Annotated in this window: 26 protein-coding genes and 1 pseudogene; 12 read left to right on the top strand and 15 right to left on the bottom strand. The window is 69.1% G+C overall.

Annotated features, from left to right (window positions below; translation table 11 throughout):
* Window positions 1-9: 9 nt before the first annotated feature.
* Both moaC and OKW78_RS00700 read right to left on the bottom strand, forming a co-directional pair.
* Window positions 10-543, bottom strand: a complete 534-nt coding sequence (gene moaC / locus OKW78_RS00705) for a cyclic pyranopterin monophosphate synthase MoaC (protein WP_281193418.1) — start codon at window positions 541-543, stop codon at window positions 10-12.
* Window positions 536-2,032: an NAD(P)H-hydrate dehydratase gene (locus tag OKW78_RS00700; RefSeq protein WP_281193417.1), complete on the bottom strand. Its 1,497-nt coding sequence runs from the start codon at window positions 2,030-2,032 to the stop codon at window positions 536-538. The genes moaC and OKW78_RS00700 overlap by 8 nt, the downstream gene beginning before the upstream one ends.
* Before the next feature lie 243 nt (window positions 2,033-2,275).
* On the opposite strand from OKW78_RS00700, the gene OKW78_RS00695 reads away from it, so the two are divergent.
* The 3 genes from OKW78_RS00695 (at window position 2,276) to OKW78_RS00685 (ending at window position 5,750) form a co-directional block, all read left to right on the top strand.
* A complete protein-coding gene (locus tag OKW78_RS00695) occupies window positions 2,276-3,109 on the top strand; it encodes an MBL fold metallo-hydrolase (protein ID WP_281193416.1) in 834 nt (277 codons plus the stop codon).
* A gap of 142 nt (window positions 3,110-3,251) precedes the next feature.
* Window positions 3,252-4,796 carry a hypothetical protein gene (locus OKW78_RS00690; RefSeq protein ID WP_281193415.1) on the top strand — a complete coding sequence of 515 codons (1,545 nt, stop codon included), beginning with the start codon at window positions 3,252-3,254 and terminating at the stop codon, window positions 4,794-4,796.
* 48 nt (window positions 4,797-4,844) lie between these two features.
* The gene (locus OKW78_RS00685; RefSeq protein WP_281193414.1) at window positions 4,845-5,750 is read left to right on the top strand and encodes a hypothetical protein; all 906 of its coding nucleotides are present in this window, start codon (window positions 4,845-4,847) and stop codon (window positions 5,748-5,750) included.
* A 142-nt stretch (window positions 5,751-5,892) separates the two neighbouring features.
* On the opposite strand, the gene OKW78_RS00680 is transcribed toward OKW78_RS00685, so the two are convergent.
* Window positions 5,893-6,084: a hypothetical protein gene (locus tag OKW78_RS00680; protein WP_281193413.1), complete on the bottom strand. Its 192-nt coding sequence runs from the start codon at window positions 6,082-6,084 to the stop codon at window positions 5,893-5,895.
* A gap of 824 nt (window positions 6,085-6,908) precedes the next feature.
* Here OKW78_RS00680 and OKW78_RS00675 point away from each other — a divergent pair.
* The 4 genes from OKW78_RS00675 (at window position 6,909) to OKW78_RS00660 (ending at window position 10,507) form a co-directional block, all read left to right on the top strand.
* Window positions 6,909-7,292 (top strand): DUF5805 domain-containing protein, encoded by a 384-nt coding sequence (locus OKW78_RS00675; RefSeq protein ID WP_281193412.1) that lies wholly within the window; start codon window positions 6,909-6,911, stop codon window positions 7,290-7,292.
* A complete protein-coding gene (locus OKW78_RS00670; protein ID WP_281193411.1) occupies window positions 7,282-8,319 on the top strand; it encodes a tyrosine-type recombinase/integrase in 1,038 nt (345 codons plus the stop codon). The genes OKW78_RS00675 and OKW78_RS00670 overlap by 11 nt, the downstream gene beginning before the upstream one ends.
* Window positions 8,320-8,705: 386 nt before the next feature.
* The gene (locus OKW78_RS00665; RefSeq protein ID WP_281193410.1) at window positions 8,706-9,437 is read left to right on the top strand and encodes an SOS response-associated peptidase; all 732 of its coding nucleotides are present in this window, start codon (window positions 8,706-8,708) and stop codon (window positions 9,435-9,437) included.
* A gap of 131 nt (window positions 9,438-9,568) precedes the next feature.
* Window positions 9,569-10,507 (top strand): DUF4349 domain-containing protein, encoded by a 939-nt coding sequence (locus OKW78_RS00660; RefSeq protein ID WP_281193409.1) that lies wholly within the window; start codon window positions 9,569-9,571, stop codon window positions 10,505-10,507.
* Between the two features lie 49 nt (window positions 10,508-10,556).
* Here OKW78_RS00660 and OKW78_RS00655 read toward each other — a convergent pair whose 3' ends face one another.
* The 5 genes from OKW78_RS00655 to OKW78_RS00635 form a co-directional block, all read right to left on the bottom strand.
* Window positions 10,557-11,408 (bottom strand): VOC family protein, encoded by an 852-nt coding sequence (locus OKW78_RS00655; protein WP_281193408.1) that lies wholly within the window; start codon window positions 11,406-11,408, stop codon window positions 10,557-10,559.
* A gap of 111 nt (window positions 11,409-11,519) precedes the next feature.
* Complete coding sequence (locus OKW78_RS00650) at window positions 11,520-12,968, bottom strand: small ribosomal subunit Rsm22 family protein (protein WP_281193407.1); 1,449 nt, start codon at window positions 12,966-12,968, stop codon at window positions 11,520-11,522.
* Window positions 12,969-13,015: 47 nt separating this feature from the next.
* On the bottom strand, window positions 13,016-13,789 hold the full coding sequence (locus tag OKW78_RS00645) for an NAD(P)-binding domain-containing protein (protein ID WP_281193406.1): 774 nt from the start codon (window positions 13,787-13,789) through the stop codon (window positions 13,016-13,018).
* A 90-nt stretch (window positions 13,790-13,879) separates the two neighbouring features.
* Entirely contained in the window at window positions 13,880-15,124 is a 1,245-nt protein-coding gene (locus tag OKW78_RS00640) for an MFS transporter (protein ID WP_281193405.1), read from the bottom strand.
* Between the two features lie 76 nt (window positions 15,125-15,200).
* Window positions 15,201-15,869: a thioredoxin domain-containing protein gene (locus OKW78_RS00635; protein ID WP_281193404.1), complete on the bottom strand. Its 669-nt coding sequence runs from the start codon at window positions 15,867-15,869 to the stop codon at window positions 15,201-15,203.
* 54 nt (window positions 15,870-15,923) lie between these two features.
* Here OKW78_RS00635 and OKW78_RS00630 point away from each other — a divergent pair, with 54 nt between their 5' ends.
* Entirely contained in the window at window positions 15,924-16,901 is a 978-nt protein-coding gene (locus OKW78_RS00630; RefSeq protein WP_281193403.1) for a hypothetical protein, read from the top strand.
* 96 nt (window positions 16,902-16,997) lie between these two features.
* Window positions 16,998-17,285: pseudogene (locus tag OKW78_RS00625) on the top strand (DUF5779 family protein); the annotation flags it as partial.
* Between the two features lie 29 nt (window positions 17,286-17,314).
* On the opposite strand, the gene OKW78_RS00620 reads toward OKW78_RS00625, so the two are convergent.
* From OKW78_RS00620 to OKW78_RS00610, 3 genes are all read right to left on the bottom strand, one after another.
* Window positions 17,315-17,752: an RNA-binding protein gene (locus tag OKW78_RS00620; RefSeq protein WP_281193401.1), complete on the bottom strand. Its 438-nt coding sequence runs from the start codon at window positions 17,750-17,752 to the stop codon at window positions 17,315-17,317.
* Window positions 17,753-17,766: 14 nt separating this feature from the next.
* A complete protein-coding gene (locus OKW78_RS00615) occupies window positions 17,767-17,955 on the bottom strand; it encodes a DUF1918 domain-containing protein (RefSeq protein ID WP_281193400.1) in 189 nt (62 codons plus the stop codon).
* Between the two features lie 105 nt (window positions 17,956-18,060).
* Complete coding sequence (locus OKW78_RS00610) at window positions 18,061-18,642, bottom strand: hypothetical protein (RefSeq protein WP_281193399.1); 582 nt, start codon at window positions 18,640-18,642, stop codon at window positions 18,061-18,063.
* A 104-nt stretch (window positions 18,643-18,746) separates the two neighbouring features.
* On the opposite strand from OKW78_RS00610, the gene OKW78_RS00605 reads away from it, so the two are divergent.
* Window positions 18,747-19,640 carry a universal stress protein gene (locus OKW78_RS00605; protein ID WP_281193398.1) on the top strand — a complete coding sequence of 298 codons (894 nt, stop codon included), beginning with the start codon at window positions 18,747-18,749 and terminating at the stop codon, window positions 19,638-19,640.
* Between the two features lie 67 nt (window positions 19,641-19,707).
* Here the strand turns inward: OKW78_RS00605 and OKW78_RS00600 are convergent, their stop codons facing one another.
* Window positions 19,708-19,908, bottom strand: a complete 201-nt coding sequence (locus OKW78_RS00600) for a methytransferase partner Trm112 (RefSeq protein ID WP_281193397.1) — start codon at window positions 19,906-19,908, stop codon at window positions 19,708-19,710.
* 116 nt (window positions 19,909-20,024) lie between these two features.
* Between OKW78_RS00600 and OKW78_RS00595 the strand changes: the two genes are divergently transcribed.
* The gene (locus OKW78_RS00595; protein WP_281193396.1) at window positions 20,025-20,303 is read left to right on the top strand and encodes a ribonuclease P protein component 4; all 279 of its coding nucleotides are present in this window, start codon (window positions 20,025-20,027) and stop codon (window positions 20,301-20,303) included.
* A 35-nt stretch (window positions 20,304-20,338) separates the two neighbouring features.
* Here OKW78_RS00595 and OKW78_RS00590 read toward each other — a convergent pair whose 3' ends face one another.
* From OKW78_RS00590 to OKW78_RS00580, 3 genes are all read right to left on the bottom strand, one after another.
* Complete coding sequence (locus OKW78_RS00590; protein ID WP_281193395.1) at window positions 20,339-21,022, bottom strand: HAD-IIB family hydrolase; 684 nt, start codon at window positions 21,020-21,022, stop codon at window positions 20,339-20,341.
* A 59-nt stretch (window positions 21,023-21,081) separates the two neighbouring features.
* On the bottom strand, window positions 21,082-22,251 hold the full coding sequence (locus OKW78_RS00585) for an AAA family ATPase (protein WP_281193394.1): 1,170 nt from the start codon (window positions 22,249-22,251) through the stop codon (window positions 21,082-21,084).
* 64 nt (window positions 22,252-22,315) lie between these two features.
* The gene (locus tag OKW78_RS00580) at window positions 22,316-22,516 is read right to left on the bottom strand and encodes a hypothetical protein (RefSeq protein WP_281193393.1); all 201 of its coding nucleotides are present in this window, start codon (window positions 22,514-22,516) and stop codon (window positions 22,316-22,318) included.
* Between the two features lie 148 nt (window positions 22,517-22,664).
* On the opposite strand from OKW78_RS00580, the gene OKW78_RS00575 reads away from it, so the two are divergent.
* Window positions 22,665-23,066, top strand: coding sequence for a hypothetical protein (locus OKW78_RS00575; protein ID WP_281193392.1), 402 nt, complete (start codon window positions 22,665-22,667; stop codon window positions 23,064-23,066).
* The last annotated feature ends 3 nt before the right edge of the window (window positions 23,067-23,069 follow it).

The following is a 23,069-nucleotide window of genomic DNA, read 5'->3' as shown; positions in this document are numbered from 1 at the left end:
CCGGTCCGTCTACTCGGCGTCGGGACCGACCTCCCGCTTCTCCTTCGAGACGACCTCGACGTCCGCGATCCGCGTGTCCGGATAGCCGCCGTCGGCGTCCTTCTCGGCGGCCTTCACCATGTCCCAGACGACGTTGAGTCCGGTGGTGACTCCCTCGAGTGCCTCCATCTCACAGCCGGTCTTCCCGGTCGTCCCGACGGCGACGGTCAGCTCGACGCGGTCGTCGTCGACGGCGAACTCCGTGTCGACGTTCGTGATCGGGATCTGGTGGCACATCGGGATCGTCTCCCAGGTGTGTTTGACGGCCTGAATCGCCCCGATCCGCGCGGTCGCGAGCACGTCGCCCTTCGCGATCCCGTCGGCGCGGATCGCCTCGATCGTGGAGGGCGTGAGCCGGACCTCTCCGCGGGCGACCGCCCGTCGGGCCGTGTCGGGCTTGTCGCCCACGTCGACCATCTGGACGTCGCCGTCGGCGGTGGTGTGGGTCAAGTCGTCGTCGGTGGCTGGACCGGAGGCCTCGCTCGTGTCCGTCTCCTCACTCATCGTACAGCGCGTGCGGGAGCCGGTCGATTAAGTCCGTCGCCACGAGCCCGTGTCCGTTCTCCGCCGCCGCCGAATCCCCCGCGAGCCCGTTGACGTACGCGCCCGCGGCCGCCGCCTCGAACGGAGCCGTCCGGGCCGCGAGCGCACCGACGGTCCCCGCGAGCACGTCGCCGGTGCCGCCGACGGTCATGCCCGGATTGCCGGTGCGGTTCTGCCGAACCGTCCACGTCTCCCCGGCGTCGGCATCGGCCGTCCGTCCGGCTACCACGTCGTACCGCCCCTTCACCAGGAGGGTGTGGCCGAGCTCCGCGGCGAACTCCCGGACGAGTTCCGCCCGCTCGTCGGGATCGGCGGCGGTCTCGCCGCCCATCCCCCGAAGCTCCCCCTGATGTGGCGTACAGACCAGCTCGGCGTCCGTCTCGACCTCCGGGACGAGCCGGAGCGCGTCGGCGTCGACCACCGCCCGGCCGTGGAAGTCGGCGAGGAATCGACGGGCCAGTTCGAGCGATCCCTCGGAATCCCCCATCCCCGGCCCGATCACGACGACGTCCCCGTCCGCGGCGAGGTCCGCGACCCGCCGGAAGTGATCGGGCGCGAGCGCGTCCCCCGGCAGCTCCCGAACGATGAGGTCCGCGGAGTACCCCTGGACCTCGTCGGCGACGCCCGCCGGACACGCGACCCTGACGAGGTCGGCACCGGCCCGGAGCGCTGCTCGCGCGGAGAGCGCGGGCGCGCCGGTGTAGGGACCGCCGCCGACGACGAGGACCTCCCCGTTCTCGCCCTTGTGCGAGTCCGGATCCCGGCCGAGCCCGTGGAGATCGCCGGGACCGGTGTACCGCTCCGCGGCCACCGGGATCCCGATGTCGGCGACGGTCACGTTCGCCTCGATCCGGGCGAGCCCGGGCTTCGCGTCGTGGAAGGTCACGACGCGGTCCGCGTCGACGGCGATCGCCGCCTCCCCGCCGGTCGACTCCCCCGTGTCGGCGTCCATCCCGGAGGGGACGTCGACGGCGATCACGGTCGTGCCGGCGGATCCGTCGTCCGCGTCTCCCCGCAGTTCGGTTATCGCTTCCGCCGCCGTCCGTGCCGGCTCGCGCAGTCCGCCCGCGATCCCGGTGCCGAGCATCGCGTCGACGACCACGTCCGGGGATCCGAGGTTCACCTCGGCGGAGTCGGTGACGATCGTGATCGGGATCTCGGCCGCACGCAACGCCTCCCAGTTCTCGCGGGCGATCGTCGTCCCGATCGATTCCGGTCGGCCGAGCAGGTGGACCGTCACGTCACGGTCGGCGAGGAAGCGGGCCGCGACGAACGCGTCCCCGCCGTTGTTCCCGCGGCCGCACACGAGCGCGACCGCGTCGCCGGGATCGCTCGCCGCCCGGACCTCCCGGGCGACCGCGTTTCCGGACGACTCCATCAGCTGTTTTCGCGGAACGCCGAGCGCGGCCGCGTTCGCGTCCACGGCCGCCATCCGCTCGCTCGAGATCATATCGTCGATCCGTGGGTGACGGCCATAACGATGGTGGCCCGTGGAGTGAGCCGAAAGACCCGAGGGTGGTCCCGTTCGAGCCCCGGTTCCGTTCGACGACCCCGCTCGCTCCCGAACGGACGAAGATTCGATATCGCATGATGAAGTTTATTCGACGGAGGCCGGACACGGATCACGACATCGACTACCACATATCGGGGCGACTCCGGAACGGTTAGGGGGGAAGCTGAGACAGGGACACGCATGACGAGTTCCGACTGGGGCGACTGGCTGCCGCGCGCGGTCGCGGAGGCCGACCCCGAGACGGTGTCGCTGTGGTACCTCGGCTGTAACGGGTTCGCGATCAAGGGTCGCGACGGCACGGTCCTCTGGATCGATCCGTACGTGGGCACGGGAGACCCCCCGCGGACGGTGCGGATGGTTCCGGTCCCGTTCGACCCCGACGACGTCGACGTCGCGGACGCGGTACTCGCGACCCACGAACACACCGACCACGTCCACGGCCCCTCACAGGCCCCGATCCTCTCGAACACGGGGTGTGACTTCGTCGCTCCCGACGACTCGCTGGCTGTCGCCCGCGACGAGGAGCGGTGGACCGAGGAGTGGGCCGTCGACGACGAGCAGTTCACGGAGGTGACCGAGGGCGACGAGATACGGATCGGGGAGTTCACGATCCACGTCGTCGAGACGCACGACCCGGACGCGACCCATCCGGTCGGCTACGTGATCGAACACCCGACGGGCACCGTGTTCCACGCCGGCGACAGCAAACCCTCGCCGTCGTTCCCCGACCTCGCCGAGGAGTACGACATCGACCTGGGTATCCTCGCGTTCGGCTCGGTGGGAACGATCCCCGACAAGGAGACCGGCGAGCCGGCTCGGACCAAGTGGTACAGCGACGAGAACCAGGCGATCGAGGCCGCGAGCGCGCTGGAGCTCGACCGGCTCGTCCCCACGCACTGGGACATGTGGAAGGGACTGACGGCCGATCCGACGGCGCTCCACGAGCACGCCCGCAGCTTCGAGCACCCGAAGCGACTGGAAGTCGTGGAGATCGGCGACCGGATCGAACTGTAAGCGTCACCGCCGCCTAATCACCCCTCGCCGCGCGTAGCTATCCCTCGGCGCACGCCGTCACCCCCTGCCGCGCGCCGAGAGCAGTTATCACGCGTGAGAGGTCGCCCGTGGAATTTAAGCCCTGGCTTGCGGACGATAGCGTATGAACGAACGGACGGCGGAAGCAACGACCACCGTCGAGGAGGACGGCGTCCGCGTCGAGAAGTCCTTCACCGACGACGCGTTCCCGGTACCCGCAGTGACCTTCGAACTCTCCTCCCGTCGCGAGGACGCGGTCCGAGTGCGGATCGTCGACCGGATCCCCGATGAGTTCCCGATGGACCGAGTCGGGTTCCATCCCGACTACGAGAGTGAGAACTGGACGGCCTACAAGGACCACCGAGTGGAGTTCGAGCGGGTTCTCGAACCCGGCGAGTCCGTCGAGACGGTCTTCGGGATCCGCGACGACGACCCGGATCTGGACGGGTTCCTCGGAACGCCGGTCATCGAACACGTCCCCGTCGGCGAGGAGATCGGGGACGTGCTCGGGTCCGGCGAGACCGACGCGGTGAGGGAGGTGCTCGCGGGCGACCGCGATACCCTCCCGGGCATGGAGAAGGAACCCCTCGACGAGGCCCCTTCCGAGGACGAACCCGTCGCCGAATCCGACACCGACGGGGAGGCGACTGAGCCGGACGAGGACGCCGATTCGGACGAACCGGAAGTCGGAGGACCCGAACCCCGGACGGTCGCTGACGGAACGATCGCGGCGGTCACTCCGCGTGAGGACGTCGAAGACGACGAGGCGGACGAGGAGATCGACGCCGACGAGGCCGACCCCGACGCACTCGACGAGGCCGAGCACGCCGATTCGGCGGACGAGGACGGCGAACCCGTCACGGCCGCGGGCGGGATCGCGGCCGGGCTCGCGGAGGAGATCCGAGCCGGTGCGGTAGAGGAGGACGACATGGAGCTCCTGCGTTCGGAACTCGACCTCGGCGTCCCACGGAGCGTCGACGTCCGGATCAGTCGACTCCAGTCGAGCGTGTCGGACATCGAGGCGTACGCCGACGCGCTCGCCGAGTTCATCGACGAGGAGGGCACCGCACGGGAGGTCCTCGACGGGCTCGACGCCCGCGTGGACGACGTCGAGTCCACCGTCGACGCGCTCGACACCCGCGTCGGAGCCGGCGAGCGGGCACACGGGGAACTCGTCGACGATGTCGACGGGATGGAGTCCGACGTCAGTGACCTCCGGGACGACGTCGACGGGGTCGAGACGACGGTCGACGAGTTCGGGGACACCGTTTCGGCGGTTCAAGCGACCGCGGCAGGACTCGAGGAGACCGTTGAGGGTGTCGCCGGGGACGTGACCTCGATCGAGGCCGATATCGCCGGGCTCGACGACGCGCTCGACGACTTCGACGACGACGTCGAGACGCTCTACGAGGAGGTCGACGACGCCGCGGCGGGCGTCGAACGGGCCGACGAGCGGATCGACGACGTGGAGGAGCGGTTCGGCCGCTTCGACGAGGAGTTCGACGACCTGTGGGACGACCTCGCGGAGGTGGACTCGCGGCTGACCGACATCGAAGGACGGCTCGGGGACGACTTGGAGGACGTCGAGGCCGAGCTCGAGGCGATCGACGACCACCTCGAGGAACTCGAAGCCTTCCGGAAGCGGCTCAACGAGGCGTTCGGGCCGTAGCCGGTCGAAAGCGCAACCCGTTTTAGCCGCGGCGACTCACACCGGGTAATGACCGACCCGCTCCCGGTCGCCGTTCCGCGCAAGGGTCGTCCGCTGGAGGCCGTCCTCGAGCGGATCGCCGACGCCGGGCGAACCGACGAACTCGACGAGCTCGCGGACAGCGTGAGCAACACGCTCCGGTACGAGAAGGCGGTGACGAAGGGGTCCGTCGAGGCTGAGGAGGGCCCGTACCACCGGCTCGCGGAGTATTCGGACCCCTCGGAGCCGGGGAACCCGGAGTTCACTCTGCTCCGCGACGATCGTGAGGGGAAACCCCGCCGGATCGTCTTCGACGCGGCGACCGTCACCGTCGACGGCGTCGATCTCAAACTGGTCGGACGCGAGGAGCCGTTCCGGGCGCTCCGGACCCACGAGTTCGCGCTCGGCTTCGACTCGGCGGACCTCGTGTTGGAGGAGGTAGTCGGGATCCGGGAGACCGGCCTCTCGGGACTCTCCGACGTCAACGATCGGATCGATCCGGTGGACACGGACGTCCGGATCGTGAGCGGGCTCGGTGACACGGTGTATCACACGCTGATGGGTCGTCCCGAGGCGCTTGCTCCCGGCGAGAAGTTGGATCGTGAGTTCCTCGCGGGCTACGAGGGGCGACTCTGTATCTCCCCGCGTTACGAGCGCCTGGTCACCGCGGTGTTGGGAACGGACACGCTCCGTGACGTCGAGTTCGTCTACCCCGACCCCGAGGACACCGAGGAGGCGGCGATCGCCGAGGCCGGCCTCGGCGTCTACCTCACCGTCACCGGATCGACCGCCCGAGAAAACGGACTCGTCCTCGGTGAACACCTCTTCCCGAGCGAGACCGTCGTGATGCGAAACACCGCGGAGGATCACGCACACCTCGACCGGGCGCTCGCGCTCTTCGATGGACTGGAAACTGCCTCGGAGATAACCGTCTAGCGACGGGACGTACTCGACGGGAGACGGAAGAGATCGAGATCAGTCGCTTTCGACGTGATCTTCGACCAGCCGCGGGGGATCTCGAAGCCCACGGGAGTCTCGAAGACGGCGTCCGCCCGCTGGGGATCTCGGACCTCGACAGTCATCCGGATGCGTGGTTCCGTTCCGATCGCGCGCACGAGGAACCAAGCGTTCCCGAGGTCGACTCGGAGGCGTCGAGCGTGTCGACGTCCTCGGAGCGGACGACGGCCGCAACTCGCTCCATGATCGTCGTCTCCTCCGTGATCTCGGGGGTCGTCCGACGGACGGGGTAGCGCTCGATGCTCCCGGCCAAAAAGATTGTATTGCAGTATACGATTTATGAGATCGAGTTCGGACGGCCAGTAATAACATACGATTGATGATTTCACCAATCGGCCGTGATCACTCGGAAGCCGTAGTGGACGAATGAACGCTGAACGTCGTTCGGCGCGATCGCGTCGGCCGCCGTGGCTACCGCGAAAACGTCCGGCGGCCGATCGGATCCCGGTCGTCGTTTCGAGTCGATCCGCTCACGCCGCGTCTCGGGAAGGAGACGGTCCGCTCCCCCGTCCGTTCGAGCACCTGGGAGACGATGAAGAGGAGTTGAGGTGAACTGAGGACGAACAGACGGTGTTCTAACGCTCCCTTGGGCGTCGTCTCGATGCCCAAGTGCCTCGCCTCCGACCAGCTCTCAACCGAAGGAGAGGACCTCACGGCCGTTCTACGGCGTCGCCGGGCCACCCGAACGACCCGAATGCCGGGGACGGATCGCCCCACTATCGAACCGGACTCGAGCCCGCAACCGAAGACCGTGACGACTCGGAGTCGACCGTCCGATCGCTCAAGCAGTCTTTGGACGGGTTCTCGTGACTCGAGGCGAGAACGAAGGTTCACGGATCGAGAAGGGAACCGTCGCAGTAGCTCTCCGAGAGCCGATCGTCTGCCGATTGAATGATCCGGAAATTTGGACCCAACACGAGATGGTAGATGATCCGTATATCTGTACCTATATAATAAAATATCCATGAAATCAGTACTATTTACCCGCGCATTTCTGACCTAAGTATACGGATAAGGTCACTTATCTGTATATGTGGGATACCTTGAAGTCGATGGAGCGAGAGAGCCTCGATAGGGATGAGCCAGGACCGCCGCTCGGTGAAGACGTACGTTCCCGCCGAACAGAAGGCGAGGTGGCAGGAACACGCGGACGACCTCGGGATGTCACAGAGCGAGTTCGTCAGAACGATGGTACAGGCCGGGAGACGAGGATTCACGCTTTCGGGGGCGAGTACCCCCGACGAAGGCCCTTCCGAGGGGGCTGACCCCGGGGGTGACGGCCTCGAAACCCGGATCGAGGCGGCGATCGCGGACGGTCACACGTCGTGGGACGAGCTCGTCGAGGCGGTGTTCGACGACTTCGAGGGGAGCCTCGAGGAGGCGTTGGACTCGCTCCAGGAACGCGATCGCGTCCGATACAGCGGACGCGAGGGGGGATACACGCTCGTCGATGAGCAGTAGCCCACGCACGGTCGAGGACCCCGACGACCCGATCGCGTACTTCATCGAGGACCTGACCTACCACGGGAAATCCGATCGGACGAGGGAGTCATACGAGCGGGTCCTCCGACGGTTCGAGTCCTTCCTTGACGGGGGGACGACGCCGGCGACCGCGACCCACCGGGACTGTATGGCGTTCGTCCACTCGCTCCGGGGCGACGCGGCCGACAGCACGGTCGCGACGTACGCGGCGTACCTCCACCGGTTTTACGGCTACATGACGGAGGTGGGGGTCTTCGACGGGAACCCAATGACGCTCGTGATGGAGGAGATGGACGAGACCGTCGACAAGGACCCTGCGCGCCGCGATGTGCCGATCCCGCGGATGCGGTCGTTCGTGGCGGGGATCACCCATCCGCTCCACCGTGCGATCGTCTGTACTCTGTTGAAGACGGGTATGCGGGTCGGAGAGCTCTGTAACCTCGATCTACGCGATCTGTCGGTGACGGACCCGGAGCTCGAGGCCGCGTACGCGCTCGGCACGCGTGCGGCACTCGACGACCGGCCGAACTCGCTGTACGTGACGCCGAACGCGGCGGTCGGCGAGGAACTGAACGGCGAGGTCCGGACCGCCTCCAACAAGCGGAAGCGCGAGACCGTGATCCCCGTCGACGCAGAACTCCGGGCGGCGCTCAAACGCTGGCTCGCGATACGGCCGGACACGACGTCGCCCGCGGAGCCGCTGTTCGTGAACACTGCCGACGGATGGGGAAACCGACTCGACCCGCAGGCGGTCCGCCACATCGTCGAGGGATACGCCCGCGAGGAGGGATGGTACAGGACCGGCGGCGGTGCCGGGGAGAACGTCACGCCGCACTACTTCCGGCACTTCTTCACGACGCATCTCAGGGATCGCATCGGCGATCGGGGCATCGTGAAGTATCTCCGTGGGGACGTCGCCGACGACGTGATCGACACCTACACCCACAACTGGGGGGACCAGGTGCGTGAGACCTACGAGGCCAACGTCTACCGGCTGTTCGTGTAGGTTTCGGTCGTCGATCGCCCATCGAGCCTCGATTCCGTCGTTTCTAAACGGTCGAATCTATGTCTCGGAAGCACCGTGTAAATTATATAATGCTATACAGAAAAACTCGATCGAGTCGAGCCGAGATCGACCGGAACGAGTCCCGGATCCGCCGTTTCGAGAGTAGAGCGCTTCGAGGACGGGAGGAAGTCACCGGAGCGTCCGTCGAGGAACGCCCGATCGCCTGCTCGGAGCCAACATCCCGGACGTGGCCGAGCTCCCGGAGTTCGTGAAACGCCGAATCGACGCCGCCGCGGCCGGTCGTCTCGACGGGCGGGACGAGTCTACCGATCTTCATCGCGACGAGCGACGGGTTAAGGACTACTCGGTCCGTACGGGAGTCATCGATGTGTGGCCGGTACACGCTGTTCACGCCCGCCGGGAAACTCGAGTCGCGGTTCGACGCGATGTTCGAGGGATTCGAACCGAGTTACAACTGCGCGCCCGGCGAGGACCTCCCGGTCGTGACGGGCGAAGACCCGGATAGAGCGACTCGTATGAAGTGGGGGCTCACGCCGTCGTGGGCCGAGGAATCGTTCGACCTGATCAACGCGCGCTCCGAGACGGTTCGAGACAAGCGGAGCTTCACGGACGCCTACGAGTCCCGACGATGTCTCGTTCCCGCGGACGGGTTCTACGAGTGGGTCGACGATGACGACGGGACCGGAAAACGGCCGTACCGCGTCGCCTTCGAGGACGACCGTCCGTTCGCGATGGCCGGCCTGTACGAGCGATGGAAACCGCCGGAACCGGAGACGACTCAGACCGGACTCGGCGCGTTCGGCGGCGGGACGGATGCGGACGGGGACGCCGAGACCGGGGACGAAGGCCGGATCCGCGAGACGTTCACCGTCGTGACGACCGATCCGAACGACCTGGTCGCCGACCTCCATCACCGGATGGCGGTGGTCCTCGCGCCAGACGAGGAGGACCGCTGGCTCCACGGCGATCCGGACGAGGCGGCGGCGATCATGGACCCACATCCGGCCACGGAGATGGAGGCGTATCCGGTTTCGACGCGCGTGAACGCCGCGGGAACGGACGGCTCGGAGCTGATCGAACCGATCGACGTCGACTGAGGAACGCGACGTCGACAGCCCGTCGATCACGGTCGGGGCCGCCGATCCGCAGAGTCGACGACGGGAGCGAGGGACAAACGTCGGTTTGTCCCTTGAAACCTTTTACCGCGATCGGGGTCAACGTCCCCGACATGGACACCAGACGACTGCTTTGCGTCGTGGCGCTCGCGACGCTCGTGGCGCTCGCCGGCTGTGCGGGTGCCGGGAGTGGCGGGGACGCGGGGGGTGCGGGAGACGGGGACGTCACACGATCCGTGGACGGTGGCGGAACCGATGGGACGGGATCGGTCACGGAGGAGGCCGGAGACGGTTCGGATGCCGGATCCTACTCGATGGCCGACGGAGGGGACGGTCAGACCGCCGCGGCGATCACGGACCGCCGACTCATTCGAACGGGCGATATCCGGCTGACCGTCGAGTCGTTCGAGGACGCCGACGCCGAGACCCGTTCGATCGCCGAGGGATACGGCGGGTTCGTGAGCGATTCCACCCGGGAGACCCACGAGCGAGGCGACGAGGAGTTCACCGTCGGCGAACTCACGCTCCGCGTGCCGAGCGAGGACTTCGACGCCGCGATGACCGACCTCGAGTCGCTGGGGGACGTCGAGCGCTCGACGACTGAGAGCCGGGACGTCACGGATCGGATCGCGGACCTCGAGGCGCGCCTGGAGAACCGACGGGCGGAGCGCGATCGACTCAGGGAGCTGTACGAGGGCGCCAACACGACGGAGGACGTGCTGGCGGTCCAGCGGGAACTCGCCGACGTCCAGGAGGAGATCGAACGGATGGAGGCCGAACGGGCCGCCCTGGAGGAACGCGTCGCGCTGTCGACGATCCGGGTCGAACTCCGCGAGGAGCCGCCCGAACCGTCCGCCGTCTCGACGGCGTGGTACGACACCGGCGTGGTGACCGCGTTCCTCGAGTCCGTTCGGGGCCTCGGAACGGTCCTCCGGGCCGCCGTCGTGGGGGCCGCCTACGCCGCGCCGTACCTCCTCGCGGCCGGGCTGCCGCTTCTCGGCGTCGGACTCGCCGTCCGTCGCCGGCTTTCACGACCGGACGGCGAGGAGTGACGACGCCTCATCGACGTGGGTCGTAATCGTTCCCCTCAACGACGGCCCGCTACGACCCGTCGACCACTCGGATCTCGATCCCGTCCGGATCGGTGACCGCGAACCCGCTTTCGATCGTCGATTCGAGGTTTGTGGGGAGACGGTCCCGGAGCTCTCGGCGGAGCGCGTCGTCCGACACGACGACCTCGAACCAGTCGAGTCCGCGTCCGTCTCCCGTGGGGCCCGTGCGCCCGTTCCACGTGTTCGCCCCGACGTGGTGGTGGTAGCCGCCGGCGGCGACGAACCGCGCGTCGGGGTAGGTCGCTCGGAGGTCGAAACCGAATGCCGCTATATAGAACCGCTCGAACGCCTCGAGCGACGCGACCTCGAGATGGACGTGACCGACGTCGGTGTCGGCCGGCGCTCGCTCCTCGCCGGTCGCGGCCGCGGCGACGCCCTCGAAGTCGAACGGTTCGGTCACCATGTGAACCCGGCCGTCGCCGACCGTCGACCACGTCTCACGGGGGCGGTCGCGGTACACCTCGACCCCGTTACCCTCCGGGTCGTCGAGGTACAGCGCCTCGCTCACGTCGTGGTCGGAGGCACCGTCCAGTTCCCATCGGTTCCGGATCCGTTCCAGGGCGTCGCCGAGCGCGGCACGGGACGGGACCCGGAACGCGGTGTGGAACAGTCCCGCCTCGGTCCGGGTACGCTCGGCCGCGTCGGGGTCGGCGGTCAGTTCGAGGAGCGGGCCCCCGTCCGCACCGAGCGTCGCCGTCGTCCCGTTCCGATCGAGCACCGAGAGTCCGATCACGTCCCGATAGAACGCGGTCATCGGTTCGAGGTCGCCGACGCGAAGCGCGACCCGGCCGAGGTGCGTCTCTTCGGGGAGCGTCCAGTCGTCGTCGGTCGGAGAGTCCATGTCCGAAGGAGGTGGAGCGGACTGATGGAGATGTCGATCCGATCGGTTTTCCACAGCGTTCGACCGACCGGGCTCGACTTCCAGAGTCCGGCCGCTCCCGCTGATCGGTCGTCAGCGTGCGACGACGTCGACGACGGTCTCGTCGTCCACGACGACGTTGTACGCGGCCTCGTCGTCGTTCCAGAGCACGAGTCCGTTCTCGACGAAGAGGACCGCGCCGTAGTCGGCCTCGCGAAGGCCGTCGTTGAGGACCGTCTCGCGCGTACAGACGAGGTAGTGGTCGACGGACTGGGAGCCGTCGCCGACGCGGTACACCGCGTTTTTCCCGTCGCTGAGGTCGTGGCTGAGTTTCACCGCGAGGAGGTTCACGCGGTCGGTGACGTGTTCCTCGGAATCGCTCATTCTCGCACAGCGCTCGTCGCTCGCGCGGACGTCCGCTCGGCGTTTCCCGTCGGTTCGGAGGATCGAGTAGGCGAACTGGACGTCGACGTTGTGGAACTCGCCCGGCTCGTCGGTCGTCTCGCGGGCGGCCGCCTCGTCGAGCCGGCGCTGGAACGGCGGGACCGCGAGGTCCGCCCGCACGTCGAAGGACCATCCCCGGTCGGTCGGGCTCGCGTCCGGCCAGAGCCGGAGGGCCGGCGAGTAGATCTCGACGCCGCCGTCGGGGGTCGCGACCGCCCGCTCGGCCTGGCGGAGCCCGATCGCGGTCTCGCGGTCCGCCGGCGCGAGCGCGATCACGCTCCCGTCCGCGGCGAGCGCGTCAGTCCCGGCCTCGAGGACGGCCGTCGCGTCCTCGAGTTCCGAGAGGACGTTCCCGAAGATCACCAGATCGAAAGGCTCGTCCAGGATCGAGCCGGCGTCGCTCCCCGTATCTTCGAGCCCGAACGTCGACTCGGCGGTCGTCCGGTGGACCGTCGTGCGGAAGTTCCGGCCCGTCTCCTCGAGCAGTCGGTCGAGGACGTCCGCGGCGGCGCTCGGCTCGACCGCGTGGTACTCCACGACCGCGTCCTCGGGGAGGTAGTCGTGGAGCCCGAGCGCCGGGCCGCCGACGCCCGCACCGACGTCGAGGACGCGGAGCGTCCGGTCCAGCAGCCCGTTCTCGGCGAGGTCGTCGAGGACGTAGCCGATCGCCGCGTAGTAGTCGGGGAGGTGATAGATCGCGTAGCCGAGGGCGGCGATCCGGTCGTATCGAACGTCGTTGCCGTAGAGGTAGTCAGCCTTGAGCCGGCGGATCGTCTCCCGGAGTTCGTGGCCGGAATCGCCGACGTGCCAGTTCGCGCCGAACTCCGCGACGAGGAGGTCCTCCAGGGCGAACGCGTACGCCTCGGGGAGCGCGTCCGGAGCCCACCCCGGCGGGCGGACCGGGTCGTCGTCGACGGGAACGAAACTGCCGTCCTCGCGTTCGCGAAGCCGGAGATCGAACGCCTCCTCCCGGAGCGTCTCGCGGATGACCGCGGGATGCGGCGTCCCCTCGATGTATTCGGTTATCTCCTCGGGGTCGATGGGGCGGACCTGGCGCAGGTAGTTGGCGGTGTCGCGGACCGCCGTTCTGTCGATCATGGTGGGTATCGGTCGGTTCGGGGATGGAGGGTCAGTCGGGGTGGGGATCAGTCATGTCGCTCGCGCGGGTTCCGGTCGCCGCGGGCACGCTCGTAGAGTTCGGCGAACCGTTCCGGGTCGGCGTCGGCGATCTCGCGGGCCGCCTCGGCGACGTCGTCGGCGCCGTCGAAGGCGCGCTGGATCTCGGCGTACACTCCGGGAGCTCCCTCCGTGACCGTGTCGGCCACGTCGTCGAGCGTCGCGGATACGGGGGTGTGAAACTCCTCTCGGACCTCCTCGCCGGCGAGCCGCCACGCGAGTACCGCGGCGTGTGCTCCCGCCTGGACGGTCTCCATCGCGCGGTCGTGTTCGGCCGCCGTCGTCTCGAAGACCTCGTTGCCGCCGGCCTCGATAGCCGCGGAGACCGAGCGTATCGCCGACCCCGGCTCGTCGACGACGGCGGCGACGTTGCCGGGGACCCGCGGCGGCGCGAAGAGCGGGTGGTAGCTCGCGCGCTCGAGACCGGGCGCGTGCTCGCGCATCGCCGCGATCGACGCGGTCATCTCGCCGGAGACGTCGAACATCGCCCGTTCAGCCCGCGGCGCGTACGCCGCGACCGCGTCGGGCACCGCCGACATCGGGACGGAGAGACAGACGGCGTCGTGCGTCGTCTCCGCATCGACCGGGACCGCCGTCGCGTCCCGTCCGGCGGCGGCGTCTGCCGCCACGTCGGCGTCGCGGTCGGTGAAGGCCACGCTCGCGTCGACGGGCGAGCCCTCGGCTGTGAGGGTGTCCGCCACCCACCGGCCGATCTCTCCCGCGCCGACCACGAGCAGGTCCATTCGTCGTCCGATCCCAGGACGCGCGAGCGGTAAAAAGGCTCGACTCGAACGTTTCCGACCCGGCGGGTTTCGATGGGGGTCACGAACGGGTCAGTCGTCTCCGGTCGACGGGGCGGGACCGACCCGGGGCGCGACCGCGCGTACGGCCGGGAGAAGCGCCAGCGCGATGGCGAACTCGAGCCCGCCCACGGCGAGGAAGGCGGCCCGGTAGCCGAACGCGCCGGTCGCGCCGCCGCCGACGAGAAACCCCGTCAGGAACCCGAGCGAGCCGAACACGTTGAACGCCCCCATCGCCGCCCCGCGCACTGCCGGGTCGACGAGGTCGGTGACGAGCGCCATCGTCGCCGGGGCCATTAGCGCGCCACAGACGCCGACGAGGGTCATCAACCCCGCCGCGATCGGGTAGACGGGCGCGACGCCGACGCCGATCGTGACGATCCCGTACGCGATCGACCCGAGGACGACCGGCGAGAACCGGCCGATCCGGTCAGAGAGCGACCCGAAGGGGGACTGTAACAGCGCGAACGGGACGAAAAAGAGCGCCAGCGTCGCGCCCGCTCCGGTCGCCGAGAGCCCGAAAGTGGCCGGGTCCTGGAAGTAGTACACCCCGACCAGCGCGAAGAAACCGGCGGTCAGGCGGTCGACGAAGCCGAACGCGAAGGGGACGAGGAGGCCAGGCGTCTCACGGGCGCGTGCGATCACCTCCCGGAATCCGGGATCGTCGTCGTCGACATCGCCGTCCCCCGAACTCGCGGAAGTCCCCCCCGTCGTGCGGTCGTCGACGGTCGTCGCGAGCAGCCCCGCGCCCGCCAGCACGACCGCGCCGGCGTAGACGGGGTAGAACGGCCCGACGTCGGCGAGTGCCCCGCCGACGACGGAGCCGACCGCCGCGCCGAGCCCGATCGCGAGCCCGGCGGCGCCCATGTTGCGGCCGTTGCCGCCGCCGAGGTCCATCAGCATCGTGATCGCGAGCGAGAACGCCCCGATCGTGAGCGATCCGCCGACGACGCGGACGACGAGGGCCGCCGAGAATCCGAGGCCGAGCCGCGGGATCGCGGCGAGCGCGGCGTAGGAGGCGGCCCCGCCGAGCGCGCCGGCGACGACGAGCGGGACCCGCCGGCCGAGCGCGTCGCTCGCGGCCCCCCAGACGACGGCGAACGTCACGAACGCCGCGAACTCCGCGACGAGGAACCACATCCCCGCGTCGATGCCCGCGGGCGCGCCGAGCTCGACCACGAGGACGGGGACGCCGGGATAGAGGAGGACCTGCGAGATCAACACCGCGAGCACGACCGCGCCGAGCCGCCGGCGGTCCCCGCGGTCCTCGCTCGTCATTGGTTTATAAAACGCGTCGAACCGTCAAAAGACCGACGTTCGGAGGCGTCCGCTCGACCCGGTCGAGGCCGGCCGCTCAAAGCGCCGACTCGATCGCGTCGATGATCGTCCCCGAGTCGTAGCCGTCGACCGCCTCGCCGTTCACGAATATCGCCGGCGTCCCGCGCACGCCGATCGATTCGCCCTCGTCTCGGTCGCTCATGGACGCTTCCTCGTACGCCGCGAACTGGGCGTCGGCGATCGCCGCACAGGGGTCCGCGCCCGCCGTCTCCGCGGCCGCACCGAGCGCCTCGCCGCCGTACTCGCCCTGCGACTCGTAGGCCGCCGAGGAGAACGCGAAGAACGCCTCGGCGCCGGCGCGATCGCCGACGCCGCGGGCCGCGCTGGCGACGGGGACCGCCCACTCCTCGTCGACCGGGATCGGGAAGTCCCAGTGTTCGTACCGGATCTCCTCCGATTCGATGAACTCCTCGCGAACGGACGGGAAGTGCTCGAGCTTGTATGTCGCACAGTGCCCGCAGGTGAAGTCCTCGAAGGCTCGGACGACCACGTCCGCCTCCGGGTCGCCGAGGGTCGGTCGGTACTCGAGGTCCGGGTCGGTCGGCTCCGAGAGGTCACAGTCGTACTCGCCCGTGTCGAGCGTGTTCCCGCCGTCGCTTCCGCCGCCTCCACCGAGACACCCCGTCACGCCGACGACGCCCCCCGCCGCGACGCCGGAGAGCATCGCCCGCCGCGTGTGTTCCATGCCGCCGGCTCGGGGTGGAACGCACTTAACCGCTCCGAGAGCCTCGGATCGGACGTGACCCGACCGTCGACGTACGAACACTCCCGATACCTGGAGGCCAAACGAACCGTCGACGACCGCGCGCTCCACCGTCCGACGCTCGACCGGCTGCGGGAGGCGCTCGCGGACCGGTCGTCGCCCCTCCGCGTCGTCGAGGTCGGCTGCGGGACCGGGACGATGCTCCGACGACTCCTCGCGTGGGAGGTCCTTCCGGACGACGTCGTCTACCGGGGATACGACCTCCGTGAGGAGGTGATCGGGCGCGCGGTCGAGGAACTGGAGGTGTGGGCGGAGGACGCGGGGTACGCCCTCGAGGACGGCGACCCCGATGCGACGCGGACGGTCCGCCTCGACGATCCGGAGGGCGGGACGGTGACCGCGACGTTCGCCGCGGCGGACGCGGTCGAACTCGCCCGTCGGAGCGACGCCGAGTACGACCTGCTCGTCGGCTGTGCGTTCCTCGACCTCGTCGACCTCGACCGCGTGCTCGGCCCGCTCCTCGGGCTGGTTCCGGACGGGTTCGCGTACTTCCCGATCACCTTCGACGGGGAGACGTTCCTCGCTCCGTCGCTCCGGGGGGACGGGAGCGTCGGCGACAGGACCGAGCGAGCCGTCCTGGACGTCTATCACGCGACGATGGACGCGCCGGACCGCCCGGGCGGGAGCCGCACGGGGCGTGAGCTGTTCGCGGCGCTGCCCGACGCCGACGCGGAGGTCGTCGCCGCCGGCGGCTCGGACTGGCTCGTGACGCCACCGTACCCGGGCGACGAGGCGTACTTCCTCCATCACCTCGTCGACGGGATCGAGGGGGCGGTCGGCGGGGCGCTCGCGGACGGATCGCCGGCAGTTGCCGACGGGGACACCGTCGACCGGCTCTCGCCGGGAATGGTCGGGGAGTGGGCCGACGCGAGACATCGCGTGATCACGAACGGCCAGCTGACCTTCGGGGCACACAACCTCGACGTGCTCGCGCGCGTCGAGTCGGACGATTGAGCGTTCGCCCGTGTGCGTTTCGAGCCCGAGGACGCTCCTGAACGCTTCCTGGGGACGCGCCCGAACGCTTTTGCCGGCGTGAGTCGACGCTCGAGTATGAGCGACTGGGACCTCGACCTCCGCGACGCCGAAGAGCAGATGGACGAGGCGTTCGCCGACGCCGGCGACGTCGTCCTCGGCGTCCTCGACGGGACGACCGACCCGGAGACGTGGATCCGCTCCGTCGATTACGGCAACACGCTCGTGTTGTCCGTCGAGGGCGACCTCAACGAGCTCGCGGCCGGCTTCGCCCGCGAGATCAAGGACATGGACGGCGAGCTGATGCACTTCCGCGGGTTCCTGATCGTCTCGCCGCCCGGGACCGGCATCGACACGGACCGGCTGGAGTGAACCGAACGGGGAGAGAATCGCCGCTACGACGCGTCCGCGAGACGGGAGAGCGTCTCCCGAGCGTTCTCGACGGCCGCTTCCTTCTTCGCGGGGTACGCCTCGACCTTCGCCCGGACGGTGATCCCGGGACCGAGCCGAACCTCGTCGCGGAACGCCGCCTGTTTGTCCAGCCGCATGAAGAGCGCACAGTTGTCGTCGACGCGCTGGTCGAGTTCGTCGAGCACGCGGTCGAGGTCGTCGAGCTCGGCGATCCGGTCGAGCACGTGGCGCATCCCGTCGGCCCGCTCGATCCGCGCGGAGAGGACGACGATCCGGTCGCCGTGGTGGCCCACGTTCTCGACGCGGTCGAGGTCGACGTCCTCGGGCAGAAGCGCTCGGAGCGCCTGCTCGACGCGCTTCTCGTCCTCGGTCGCGTACGAGAACGCCCGGAGGTCGACGTAGTGGAACGGGACTGCAGGCACGGCGGTAGAAGCGGTTACTCCTCGCTCTCGACGGCGTCGAGCGACCCCTCGGGAACGCCCGTCTCCTGGCCGTCCTCGAAGCTCACGGTGTAGGTCGCGTCGCCGAACATCGTCTCCATCACCTGCGTGATCGTCCCGGTCTCGCCGTCGTACTCGCTGTGTTTGTCGTGGAGGACGACCTCGTCTTCCTTCTCGAAGCTCATGTCACTCGGTTCCGCCGGGACGCTTAAAAGCGCGCGGATCCGGCTCGAGCGGCGGAGGCGGACGCGGACCCGGTTCCGGGAGTTCGCGGTAGCCGATGTGAACCCTCACGACAACAGGTATAGCGTGGCCGCGAGCGTCACCGCGAGGACGAAGCCGACCGCGAGGAAGACGAGCACGCTGTCGATTGCGAACGCGGCCACGACGCCGAGTGCGACCGCGAGAAACGAGACGAGAAGCGCCGGCACGCCGCCCCGTTCTATCGCCCGTTCGATCCCCGCAACGAGTCGGCTCGGCCACGGTTGTGGCGGACTCTCCTCGGGCGGTTTCGCGAACCGCTCGTCGACGACCACCTCGTCGGGAGCCACCTCCGGCGGCGGTTCGATCCGCACGTCGACGTACGCCGTGTTCGAGCCGTATCCAGTCACGACCTTCAGCTTTCCGCGGACGGGTTCGTCGACCTCGACGGCCGAGACGTGGACGCGTTTGACCGCGTCGTCCTCGACGTAGTGGTTCACGGCGGCGATCGACGCGACCCGGTCGAGGTCGTCGTCGAGGTGGAGGTGGACGTGGGTCGATCGGCCGCGGTTCGCGAGCTCGATCGAGAACGGGGCGGTCGTGGTGAACCGGTCCGGGGCGCTGATCGCATGGACTTCGTCCCCGTTCAGTTCGACGGCGAGGGTCGACACGGATGGTACCTCACGCCGCGGTCAAAAAAAGATTCAGTTAATTGAGACCGCATCTGACCGATGCGAACCCATTACCCACCGGAGGTCCTACCTCGAGGAGACCCATGTACGACGACCTCCTGCTGCCGTTCGACGGGAGCGACGGAGCCGTCGACGTTCTCGGCCACGCCGCCGACATCGCGAGCGGTACCGACGCGACGGTTCACGTACTGTTCGTCGCGGACACCGCCCGCGACAGCGTCACCGTGATCGAAGGCGAGACCGTCGACGCCCTCGAACGGCGGGGCGACCGCGTCGTCTCGGAGGCGACCGAGGCGCTCGAGGCCGCGGGCGTCGACCACGACGCCACGGTCCGGCACGGAAACCCCGTGCCGACGATCGTCGATCACGCCGAACGGGAGGGGCACGACCTGATCGTGATGCCGACGCGCGGCCGGGAGGGGATCCCGCGACACCTCCTCGGGAGCGTGGCGGAGAAGGTGGTCCGGCACTCGACGATCCCGGTGCTCACGACGCGGATGCGCCCGGAGGAGCGTCGCGTGTTTCCGTACGAACGGGTCCTGATCCCGACGGACGGGAGCGCCGGCGCGGCGGTCGGAGTCGAACACGGTCTCGCGCTCGCGGCCGCGCTCGACGCCACCGTCCACGGCCTGGCGGTCGTCGACGACGAGGGATTCGACCCGCTCTCGGGACTCCTCGGAGACGGCGCGGACGACGGGGACGCCCCCGACAGCGCCGTCGGCGGGACGGTCGCCGCGACCGCCGCCCTCGACGACCTGGCCGCCGCGGCCGAGCGTCACGGGGTCACGGAGTTCGGTCGGCACGTCGAGCGGGGTGATCCCGTCGAGACGATCGTCGACGCCGTCTCCGAACTCGACGCCCACGCGGTCGTGATGGGCGCGACCGGGGACCACGGCGACGATCGCGTCCTGCTCGGGAGCGTCGCGGAGCGGACGGTCCGCACCGCGCCGGTTCCGGTGATCACTGTTCGGGAGTGAAACGAGAGAGCGGGCGGGACGACTCGGGCGGACGATGAGGGACCGTCTCGGTCACGGAGACGGCGGCCTACGCGGCGGCTTCCTCCTCCTCGCGCATGTCCGGCGGGAGGAGGTTCGGGATCCCGTCCTCGATCGGGTAGACCTCGCCGCACTCGGTGCACGCCAGCGTCCCCTCGAGGATCTCCTCGTCGTCCCGCTCGTCGACGTCGAGGTCGAGGTCGGCCTTGTCGAGCGGACAGCAGATCACGTCCATCAGGGATTCCTTCATGCCGCCCGGTTGGCATGGACCGTTCAAAAAGGATGCGGGTCGGCCGGGTTTCGGACTCGAGAGCCGGTCCCGGCCCCGACGACAACGCCTTTGTGCCGCGGTCGCCCCGAAGGCGTATGGGGATCCCCGAGGAACGGATCGAGCGACTGTTCGGGCTCGCCCGGGAGGCGGTCGTCGACGACGAGTACGACCGCGCGCGGGAGTACGTCCGTCTAGCGCGGCGGATCGCCGAACGGAACCGCTGTGGCGTCCCCCGCGAGTTCGAACGGAAGACGTGTGACGACTGCGACGTGTACCTCCGGCCGGGAAAGACGAGCCGGGTCCGGCTCGGCCCCGGCCGCGTGGTCGTCCGGTGTCGCGAGTGCGGCGGGACCGGTCGGTACCCGTACGCCTGACGGCGGAGGTCCCGTAAACCACGTCCGTCCGCGGATCAGGGTGCCAGACCGGATCGAAGCGCCTCGAGAACCGCCGCCGTGCCGTCCATGTACGCCGCCTCGAGTACGACGTCGGCCGCCGCGGTCGCCGCCGGATCCGCGTTGGCGACGGCGTAGGCCGTCCCGGCGGTCTCGAACGTCGAGACGTCGTTCTCGCTGTCGCCGACCGCGACGAACTCGGCCGGATCGACGCCGAGCGCATCGGCGACCCGCGCCAACCCGTCCCCCTTGTTCACGCCCGGCGACTTGACGTGGAAGGCGTAGCCGGTGTCGACGACTTCCACGCTCCCGGCGGCGATGGCGACCTCGCGCAACAGCGTCTCGTCGGCGTCGGGCGCGACCGCCACCTCGGTCTCACGCCACCGATTCACCGTCTCGTCGTCGCCCCATCCCAGGTCGCCGCCGCGTTCGAGGAACGTCTCGATCACGGCGCGCGGGGCCGCGGGGTCCGCGAGAACGCTCGTCTCGTCGTCGACGTGGACGACCCCGCCGTTCTCGGCGATCACGGTCGCCTCACGGCCGAGAAATCCCGCGAGCGCCACCGGGTACGGGAACGCCTTGCCGGTCGCGAGCGCCACGGGAGCCTCCCAGTCGGGGAGCAGCTCGAAGACGCGGGGGTCGAGCCGGCCGTCGGCCGTCGTCAGCGTCCCGTCGATGTCCAACGCGAGGGGCGGAACCATGTGTCGGGATCCGGGGACCCGGTGGCAACTGTCTTGCGTTCGGGTACGGGGTCTCCCGTTCACGTGCGGGCCGATCGGTCGAACAGCTCGCGGTAGACGAGCGTCGGGAACCGCGGGACGAGCCGGCTCGGCGGTCGTCCCTTGCCGTCGCTCCGTCGCACGGTCACCCGGTCGAGCAGTCCGGCGTCCGCGAGCTCGTAGAGCACGCGACGCACCGTCGAGGCCGACAGGTCGACGCGCCGCCGCGAGGCGATCGTCTCCGTCGCGGCGCTCACCGAGGACCGGTCGGACTCGGGCAGCGTCACGAGTTCGTAGAGGAGCCGGCGGCGGCTCTCGGAAAGCGAAAGGATTCGCCCCAGCGTGACGCACGGCTTCGGGACCTCGTCTATCCCCGCGTCGACGTCCTCGGGCCGGATCGTCGAGACGCCCGCACGCTCGGCGCGGATGGCCGCGCCCGCGATCGCGGCGAGCGCGTCGTGGGCGTCGCCGGAGGCCCACTCACCGATCTCCCGGACCTGGTCGTGGCTGAGCGCGTCGCGCCCGAGTCCCGTCGAACACCGGCTCGTCAGCAACTCGACGAGCACGTGCCGGCGGTACCGCGAGAACGCCACCGACTCGTCGGGCTCCCACTCGATCTCCTCGGGCGGCTCGCGGCCGAGACACACCGGGACGATGTGTCCGCTCACGTCGGTGAGCCACTCGACCACGGTCGCCGCGCTCGGCGTCTCCGGCTCGTTCGTGTGGTCGATCGCGACCACGACGTCGGGTCCGGTACGGATCGCGTTCCGGAGCGATTCCGCGAGGTCGTCGGTCCCGATGCCGTGGTCGGGCACCGTCTCGTCGCCGACGGCCGCGAGCGTGTCGTGATAGAGCCGAAACCGTGTCGAGGCCCGCCTGGCGTCCACGTAGACGAACCCCGGAAGCGTCGGCTCGACCGCTCGCGTCGACGTCTGGATCGCCTGTGGCGGACCGCTGTGGGTCGTGAGGCGGGAGAACAGCGCGGAGACGACGGCGGACTTGCCGCTGCCCTTCGGACCGTGGACGTAGGTGCTCGGGGGCAGCGCGCCGGAGAAGGCCGGACTGAACGCGTCGAGCAGGCGCTCGAGCGCCGGTCCGCGCCCGATCGGCGCCTCGAGGTGGAACACCGGGGAGACGGCGTCGAAGTCGACGAAGACGCCCGCCCCGGTGTCGTATCCAAGGCGCCGCTCGATCCGGTCGTCGATGTTCACGCTACCCCCTCCTGGGTACGGGAATAAAACCGATGCGAACCGCGGTCGGGTCGATGCCGCTTCCCTACCAGTGGTCCGGCTTGTATCGGTTGATGAGTAGCGTCGAGACGACGAAGACGACGGCGCTGACGAGGCCGGCTATCGCGCCGGCCACGATCCTGACGCCGAGCGCTCCCTCGGCAGTCCAGGCGATGAGAAGCGTCACGACGGCCGCGACCGCGAGCATGTTCCGCCCGTCGCGCCTCTCGAGACCCAACGTGTTCATGTCGTCCGCTCGCCCCGCTCCGGGTTAAATCCACCCCGGTGGCGGAGTTCGTTCCGATGGCGCGATTCGATCCGACGGGACGGTTCGTTCCGCCGGCGCGATTCGATCCGACCACACACTTAACCCGGCCGGCCGCTTTCCGGCGAGCATGTCCGAAGGATCGTTCCACGAGTCGGTGGTCGCCGCCGACCGGTGGAGCAAGGCGCTCGCGCTGGTCGTCGCGATCGTCGCCTTCCTGGCGGTTCGGGAGGTCGTCGTCGACGTCCAGGTCGCCTCCATCGTGGCGGCGACCGCCGGGATCGGCGTGCGGCTGTACGTGCCGTATCACGCCAGCGTCAGGGTTCCCGAGTCGGAGCGGAAGCCGCTGGCCGAGCATCCGACCGCCGGAAGCTATCACCACGGCGCGGCCGGGATCGCGCTCGTTGCCGCCTCGCTCGCAGTAACCGGCGTGTTCGGTCTCGGTCACGGGTTCATCACCGCGGTTGGTGTCGGAGTCATGTCCGGAGGTGTCGCGTACGTGGTACTTTCGTCGGCGCTTCCGACCGCGTGAAAA

Source organism: Halorubrum sp. F4, from assembly GCF_027257195.1.
Lineage (GTDB): Archaea > Halobacteriota > Halobacteria > Halobacteriales > Haloferacaceae > Halorubrum.
Note: the sequence above shows the minus strand (reverse complement) of the source record. Positions and strands in the feature narration are given on the sequence as shown.

What these genes read in the sequence shown, in the direction of transcription:
- OKW78_RS00600 (WP_281193397.1), bottom strand. Translation starts at nt 19,908, where the DNA reads ATGAAGGAATCCCTGATGGACGTGATCTGCTGTCCGCTCGACAAGGCC.
- OKW78_RS00665 (WP_281193410.1), top strand. Translation starts at nt 8,706, where the DNA reads ATGTGTGGCCGGTACACGCTGTTCACGCCCGCCGGGAAACTCGAGTCG.
- OKW78_RS00605 (WP_281193398.1), top strand. Translation starts at nt 18,747, where the DNA reads ATGTACGACGACCTCCTGCTGCCGTTCGACGGGAGCGACGGAGCCGTC.
- OKW78_RS00660 (WP_281193409.1), top strand. Translation starts at nt 9,569, where the DNA reads ATGGACACCAGACGACTGCTTTGCGTCGTGGCGCTCGCGACGCTCGTG.
- OKW78_RS00670 (WP_281193411.1), top strand. Translation starts at nt 7,282, where the DNA reads ATGAGCAGTAGCCCACGCACGGTCGAGGACCCCGACGACCCGATCGCG.
- OKW78_RS00580 (WP_281193393.1), bottom strand. Translation starts at nt 22,516, where the DNA reads ATGAACACGTTGGGTCTCGAGAGGCGCGACGGGCGGAACATGCTCGCG.
- moaC (WP_281193418.1), bottom strand. Translation starts at nt 543, where the DNA reads ATGAGTGAGGAGACGGACACGAGCGAGGCCTCCGGTCCAGCCACCGAC.
- OKW78_RS00615 (WP_281193400.1), bottom strand. Translation starts at nt 17,955, where the DNA reads ATGAGCTTCGAGAAGGAAGACGAGGTCGTCCTCCACGACAAACACAGC.
- OKW78_RS00690 (WP_281193415.1), top strand. Translation starts at nt 3,252, where the DNA reads ATGAACGAACGGACGGCGGAAGCAACGACCACCGTCGAGGAGGACGGC.
- OKW78_RS00640 (WP_281193405.1), bottom strand. Translation starts at nt 15,124, where the DNA reads ATGACGAGCGAGGACCGCGGGGACCGCCGGCGGCTCGGCGCGGTCGTG.
- OKW78_RS00635 (WP_281193404.1), bottom strand. Translation starts at nt 15,869, where the DNA reads ATGGAACACACGCGGCGGGCGATGCTCTCCGGCGTCGCGGCGGGGGGC.
- OKW78_RS00655 (WP_281193408.1), bottom strand. Translation starts at nt 11,408, where the DNA reads ATGGACTCTCCGACCGACGACGACTGGACGCTCCCCGAAGAGACGCAC.
- OKW78_RS00675 (WP_281193412.1), top strand. Translation starts at nt 6,909, where the DNA reads ATGAGCCAGGACCGCCGCTCGGTGAAGACGTACGTTCCCGCCGAACAG.
- OKW78_RS00650 (WP_281193407.1), bottom strand. Translation starts at nt 12,968, where the DNA reads ATGATCGACAGAACGGCGGTCCGCGACACCGCCAACTACCTGCGCCAG.
- OKW78_RS00575 (WP_281193392.1), top strand. Translation starts at nt 22,665, where the DNA reads ATGTCCGAAGGATCGTTCCACGAGTCGGTGGTCGCCGCCGACCGGTGG.
- OKW78_RS00590 (WP_281193395.1), bottom strand. Translation starts at nt 21,022, where the DNA reads ATGGTTCCGCCCCTCGCGTTGGACATCGACGGGACGCTGACGACGGCC.
- OKW78_RS00595 (WP_281193396.1), top strand. Translation starts at nt 20,025, where the DNA reads ATGGGGATCCCCGAGGAACGGATCGAGCGACTGTTCGGGCTCGCCCGG.
- OKW78_RS00685 (WP_281193414.1), top strand. Translation starts at nt 4,845, where the DNA reads ATGACCGACCCGCTCCCGGTCGCCGTTCCGCGCAAGGGTCGTCCGCTG.
- OKW78_RS00695 (WP_281193416.1), top strand. Translation starts at nt 2,276, where the DNA reads ATGACGAGTTCCGACTGGGGCGACTGGCTGCCGCGCGCGGTCGCGGAG.
- OKW78_RS00700 (WP_281193417.1), bottom strand. Translation starts at nt 2,032, where the DNA reads ATGATCTCGAGCGAGCGGATGGCGGCCGTGGACGCGAACGCGGCCGCG.
- OKW78_RS00645 (WP_281193406.1), bottom strand. Translation starts at nt 13,789, where the DNA reads ATGGACCTGCTCGTGGTCGGCGCGGGAGAGATCGGCCGGTGGGTGGCG.